The sequence below is a fragment of the Halomonas sp. genome (assembly GCF_014859505.1).
In the GTDB taxonomy this organism is placed as follows: Bacteria; Pseudomonadota; Gammaproteobacteria; order Pseudomonadales; family Halomonadaceae; genus Halomonas.
Window position 1 is genome coordinate 1 of record NZ_JACUUD010000169.1, and the last position, 4,860, is coordinate 4,860.

Annotated in this window: 5 protein-coding genes and 1 tRNA gene; all 6 read left to right on the forward strand. The window is 72.8% G+C overall.

Annotated features, from left to right (window positions below; genetic code table 11):
- Position 1: 1 nt before the first annotated feature.
- Positions 2–727, forward strand: a complete 726-nt coding sequence (locus IBX53_RS14560) for an alpha/beta fold hydrolase (RefSeq protein WP_290910632.1) — start codon at positions 2–4, stop codon at positions 725–727.
- Complete coding sequence (locus IBX53_RS14565; RefSeq protein ID WP_290910634.1) at positions 724–1,569, forward strand: methyltransferase domain-containing protein; 846 nt, start codon at positions 724–726, stop codon at positions 1,567–1,569. Before IBX53_RS14560 ends, IBX53_RS14565 begins: the two co-directional genes overlap by 4 nt.
- 9 nt (positions 1,570–1,578) lie before the next feature.
- Complete coding sequence (gene bioD, locus IBX53_RS14570) at positions 1,579–2,316, forward strand: dethiobiotin synthase (protein ID WP_290910636.1); 738 nt, start codon at positions 1,579–1,581, stop codon at positions 2,314–2,316.
- Positions 2,317–2,360: 44 nt separating this feature from the next.
- Positions 2,361–2,445 (forward strand) — tRNA-Leu (locus tag IBX53_RS14575).
- Between the two features lie 117 nt (positions 2,446–2,562).
- Entirely contained in the window at positions 2,563–3,882 is a 1,320-nt protein-coding gene (gene bioA / locus IBX53_RS14580) for an adenosylmethionine--8-amino-7-oxononanoate transaminase (RefSeq protein WP_290910639.1), read from the forward strand.
- Between the two features lie 43 nt (positions 3,883–3,925).
- Positions 3,926–4,860, forward strand: a 935-nt coding sequence (locus tag IBX53_RS14585) for an alpha/beta hydrolase (protein ID WP_290910640.1), incomplete at its 3' end; no start/stop codon positions are given.

Below are 4,860 nucleotides of genomic sequence, written 5' to 3' on the forward strand. Positions count from 1 at the left end.
GCTGGTGCTGCTCTCCGGCTGGGGCTGCGACGCGCGGATCTGGCAGCCGCTGGCCGAGCACTGGCCCGACGGCATCAGGGTCACCGCGCCGGACTGGCCCGGCTACGGGGGCCGTGCCCCGCTGTCGGCCCCCGACAGCCTGGACGCCCTCGCCGAGGCCATGGCGGGCGAGCTGCCCGCCGACGCCATCTGGGTCGGCTGGTCGCTGGGCGGCCTGCTGGCCGGCGCCCTGCTCGCCCGGCTGCCTGCTCCCCGGGCGCTGATCCTGCTCGGCATGGGCGGGCGCTTCTGCGACCCCGAAGGCGTCACCCGCGCGGAGCTCACCGCCTTTCGCCGCGCCTTCGCCCGGGACCCGGAGGCCACCCTGGCCCACTTCCAGCGCTGGCAGCTCGGCGGAGAACCCAGCCCCCGTGACGCCCATCGACGGCTGCGCGCCCTGCTGGGCGGTGGCCCGTGTGCCGATCCCGCCAGCCTGGCCGCGGGCCTGGACTGGCTGGAAAACCTGGACCTCTCCTCTGCCCTGGCGGGCAGCGACTGCCCGGTGGTCCGCCTGGTCGGCGCCAATGACCCGCTGCTGGCGCCGGCCGCCATCGCCAGCGCGGATCATGTGCTCGAGCACGCCGGCCACTGCCCGATGCTCTCCCGGCCCGCCGCCCTGGCCGAGGCCCTGGTGACGCTTGCCGCCGTGCCTCGCCGCGCACCCGCGAACGAGGAGGCCTGCCCATGAGCACATCCCCCGCCAGGCGACACCCGACCGACTCGACTCCCTCGCCCCACTGGCGGCGCCGGGTCGCCCACGCCTTCTCCCGGGCCGCCGGCGACTATGGGCGCCTGGCCGGCGCCCAGCTCGCCATGGGCGAAGTGCTCTGGGAACGCCTGCCCGCGCACGGTTCCCCCACTCCCTTGGGCACCCCCTGGCGGGTGCTGGACCTCGGCTGCGGCCCGGGGCACTGGAGCGAGCGCCTGGCCGAACGCTTCGGCGACGACGCCACGGTCATCGGCCTCGATCTGGCCCCGGGCATGCTGGCCGCGGCCGAACAGGACCACGGCAGAGACCCGCGCCTGCGCTGGCTATGCGCCGACGCCGCCGCCCTGCCCCTGGCGGACGGCTGCCTGGATCTCGCCTTCTCCAACCTGGCCATCCAGTGGTGCCCGGACCTCTCCCGGGTGCTGAGCGAGCTGCACCGGGTGCTGCGCCCGGGTGGGCGGGCGCTGATCAACACCCTCGCCCCCGGCACCCTGGCGGAGGTCGGCCACGCCTGGTCGCGGCCCGGTGCCCCCGCCGCCCTGCTGCCGCTGCTCGGCCGCGAACAGCACCTGGCCGCGGCACGGCTGGCCGGCTTTCGCCGTGTCAGCGTCGAGCGGCAGACCCGGCGCTTCCACTACCCCGACCTGGCCGCGGTGATGGCCTCCATCAAGGGCGTGGGCGCCCAGACCGCCCGCCCCGGCGCCCGCCTGACCCGCGCCGATCTGGCCCGGGCCCGGCGCCGCTTCGATGCCCTGCGCGAGCCCGAGGGGCTGCCGGTCAGCTATCGGCTGCTCACCCTCGACCTGACCCGCGACGACTGAGGAGACGCGATGCCCGCCTACTTCGTCACCGGCACCGACACCGATGCCGGCAAGACCCTGGCCAGCGCCGGCCTGCTGGCCCGTGCCCGCCGTGAGGGCCTCACCACTCTGGGCCTCAAGCCCATCGCCTCGGGCAGCGAGGCCACCCCGAACGGCCTGCGCAACGCCGACGCCCTGGCCCTGCAGGCCCAGAGCGTGCCGGCGGCGGGCTCTTCCAGGAGCCAGGCAGTGGCCTATGCGACGATCAACCCCTTCGCCTTCGCCCCCGCCATCGCCCCACACCTGGCGGCCCGGCGCGCCGGGCGAGAGGTGCGCCTGGCCGACCTCACCGGCTGGCTGCGCCCGCTGCTGGCCCTCGAGCGCGACCTGACCCTGGTAGAGGGCGCCGGCGGCTGGCGGGTCCCGCTCAACGACGACGAGGACATCGCCGAGCTGGCGCTCGCGATGGAGCTCCCGGTGATCCTGGTGGTGGGCCTGCGCCTGGGCTGTCTCAGCCACGCCCGCCTGACCGCCGAGGCCATCACGGCCTCCGGCCTGCGCCTGGCCGGCTGGATCGGCAGCCAGGTGGATCCCGGGCTCTCCTTCGATGCGGCCGTGGACGACGCCCTCTACCGCGACAACCTGGCCACCCTGGCGCGCACCCTGCCCGCCCCCTGCCTCGGTGTGATCCCGCGGCTGGCGGCCGACGCGCCCCCTGCCATGGCCGCGGCCGCCGCCGATTACCTGGAACTTCCCGATGCTCATTGACTTGCGAGGGGGCGTCCGTAAAATGTGCTCGCCTGCATCACCGTGCGGATGTGGTGGAATTGGTAGACACGCCAGATTTAGGTTCTGGTGCCTTCGGGCGTGGGAGTTCAAGTCTCCCCATCCGCACCATCGCTGTTTCTCGTTATCTCCCTCGCTGTTGATGCCTTCGTTACCTCGTATCTCTCCGGATGCGCGGGGCCTTCGCGTGCCCGTCGTTCCGGTTTTTCGCTGCACTGGAGCCCGCCCATGAGCGTTACCGCCCGGACGAGCGCCGTCCGCCATCCCTCTCCCGTCCGCCATCCCTCTCCTGTCTGGCACCCCTATGCCCACCTCAAGACCCAGCGCCAGGCGCCGAAGGTCATCGGCGGCGAGGGGCCACGCTTTACCCTGGAGGGCGGCGAGACGCTGCTCGACGCCACCTGCTCCTGGTGGAGCATGATCCACGGCTACCGCCATCCCCGCCTGGTGCGTGCCATCCAGCAGCAGGCCGACGCGCTCTGCCACGTGATGCTGGGTGGCCTGACCCACGAGCCCGCCGACCGCCTGGCCCGGGAGCTTGTGCGGATCACCCCCGAAGGCCTCAACCACGTCTTCTATTCCGACAGCGGCTCCGTGGGCATGGAGGTGGCCATGAAGATGGCCGTGCAGTATCACCAGCTGCAGGGCCGTCCCGGCAAGGATCGCCTGCTCTCGCTGATGAAGGCCTACCACGGCGACACCGCCGGCTGCATGGCCGTCTGCGACCCCGAGGAAGGCATGCATTCGCTGTTCTCGGGCTATCTGCCCCGCCACCACTTCGCCCCGGCCCCCACCGCCCCCTTCGACGCCGAACCCGAGGCGGTGGCGGCGGACCTCGCCGCCCTTCGCGCGGTGCTGGAGCGACACCACGGTGAGATCGCCGCGCTCTTGATGGAGCCGCTGCTGCAGGCCGCCGGGGGGCTCAACATGACCTCGCCCCACTACCTGGTCGGGGCCCGGGCGCTGTGCGACGAATTCGACGTGCTGCTGGTGTTCGACGAGGTGGCCACCGGCTTCGGCCGCACCGGGCGGCTGTTCGCCGCCGAACATGCCGGGGTGACGCCGGACATCATGGTGCTCTCCAAGGGGCTCACCGGGGGGTATCTGGGCCACGCGGCGACGCTGGCCACGGACCGGGTGCATGAGGCGTTTGTCGGTGACTCGCCGATGCACGCCTTTATGCACGGGCCTACCTTCATGGGCAATCCGCTAGCCTGCGCCGTGGCGCTGGAGAGCCTCGCCGTGTTCGAGGAGGAGGGGTACCTGGGCCGGATCGCCGGGCTCAACCGGGTGCTGGAGCAGGAGCTGGTAAATGACGAGGCGCTGGCCGCCCATCCCGCGGTGGTCGAGGTGCGCACCCTGGGCGCCACCGCGGTGATCGAGACCCGCGCCGCCGCGGACCTCGCTGGCGTGGCCGACTGGGCCCGCGAGCAGGGCGTCTGGCTGCGCCCCATCAGCCGCTGGCTCTACACCATGCCGGCCTACGTCACCAGGGAGGCGGACATGCGCCGCATCACCGAGGTGATGAAGGGGTGGTTTCGGCGCTGAGCGAGGTTAGCATGGCGGAACCAGGCCAATCAGGGAGCGCTCAATGCGCCAAGGATTTACCAAGCCGCCGCGCTGGCTTCCGCTGGCACTCACCGCGCTGCTGCTGGCCGGCTGCGGCCAGGCCGTGCAGCAGCAGCCCGGGCCCGGCCCGGAGGCCGTGCGCCTGGAGCCCAACTGGGCGATCGCCGAGGACGGCTACCGCCTGCCGCTGCGCCACTGGCCCGCCAAGGGTGAGCATCCACACGAGGCGCACGCCCTGGTGCTGGCGGTGCACGGCTTCAACGACCACGGCGGCAGCTTCGACATCATGGCCGAGGCGCTCGCTCCCCACGGCATCGCCACCTACGCCTTTGATCAGCGCGGCTTCGGCCTCACCGCCCAGCGGCGGATCTGGCCAGGCCACCAGCGGCTGGTGGCCGATGTTCACCACCTGGTCGCGCTGCTCCAGGCGCGCCATCCCGACACACCCCTCTACCTGGTGGGCAAGAGCATGGGCGCGGCGGTGGTACTGCTGACCCTGGCCGACGACCCACCGCCCGAGGTAGCCGGCAGCGTGCTGATCGCACCGGCGGTGTGGGGGCTCGACGCCATGCCCTGGTACCAGCGCGCCTCCCTGCGGCTCGGCGTGCGGCTGATCCCCTCGGTGAGCTTCTCGTCGAACGCGGTGCGCCGCCTGGGCATCCGGCCCACCGACGACCCGGAGATCATGGAGCAGCTGGCCCGGGATCTGCTGATCCTGCGCCGCGCGCGGGTGGATACCCTGCATGGCGTCAGCGAGACCATGGACCTGGCGCTGGAGGCCGCCCGCCGACTGCCCGCCCCGGCGCTGATCCTCTACGGCGACGAGGACCAGGTGATCCCGCCCGAGGCGATCTGCGCACTGCTGGACCGGCTGCCCGAGCGGGACGACGACACCCCCGGCTGGCGCCTGGCGCTCTACCCGGGGGGCTACCACATGCTGACCCGCTACACCCGGCG

What these genes read in the sequence shown, in the direction of transcription:
- IBX53_RS14565 (WP_290910634.1), top strand. Translation starts at nt 724, where the DNA reads ATGAGCACATCCCCCGCCAGGCGACACCCGACCGACTCGACTCCCTCG.
- bioD (WP_290910636.1), top strand. Translation starts at nt 1,579, where the DNA reads ATGCCCGCCTACTTCGTCACCGGCACCGACACCGATGCCGGCAAGACC.
- bioA (WP_290910639.1), top strand. Translation starts at nt 2,563, where the DNA reads ATGAGCGTTACCGCCCGGACGAGCGCCGTCCGCCATCCCTCTCCCGTC.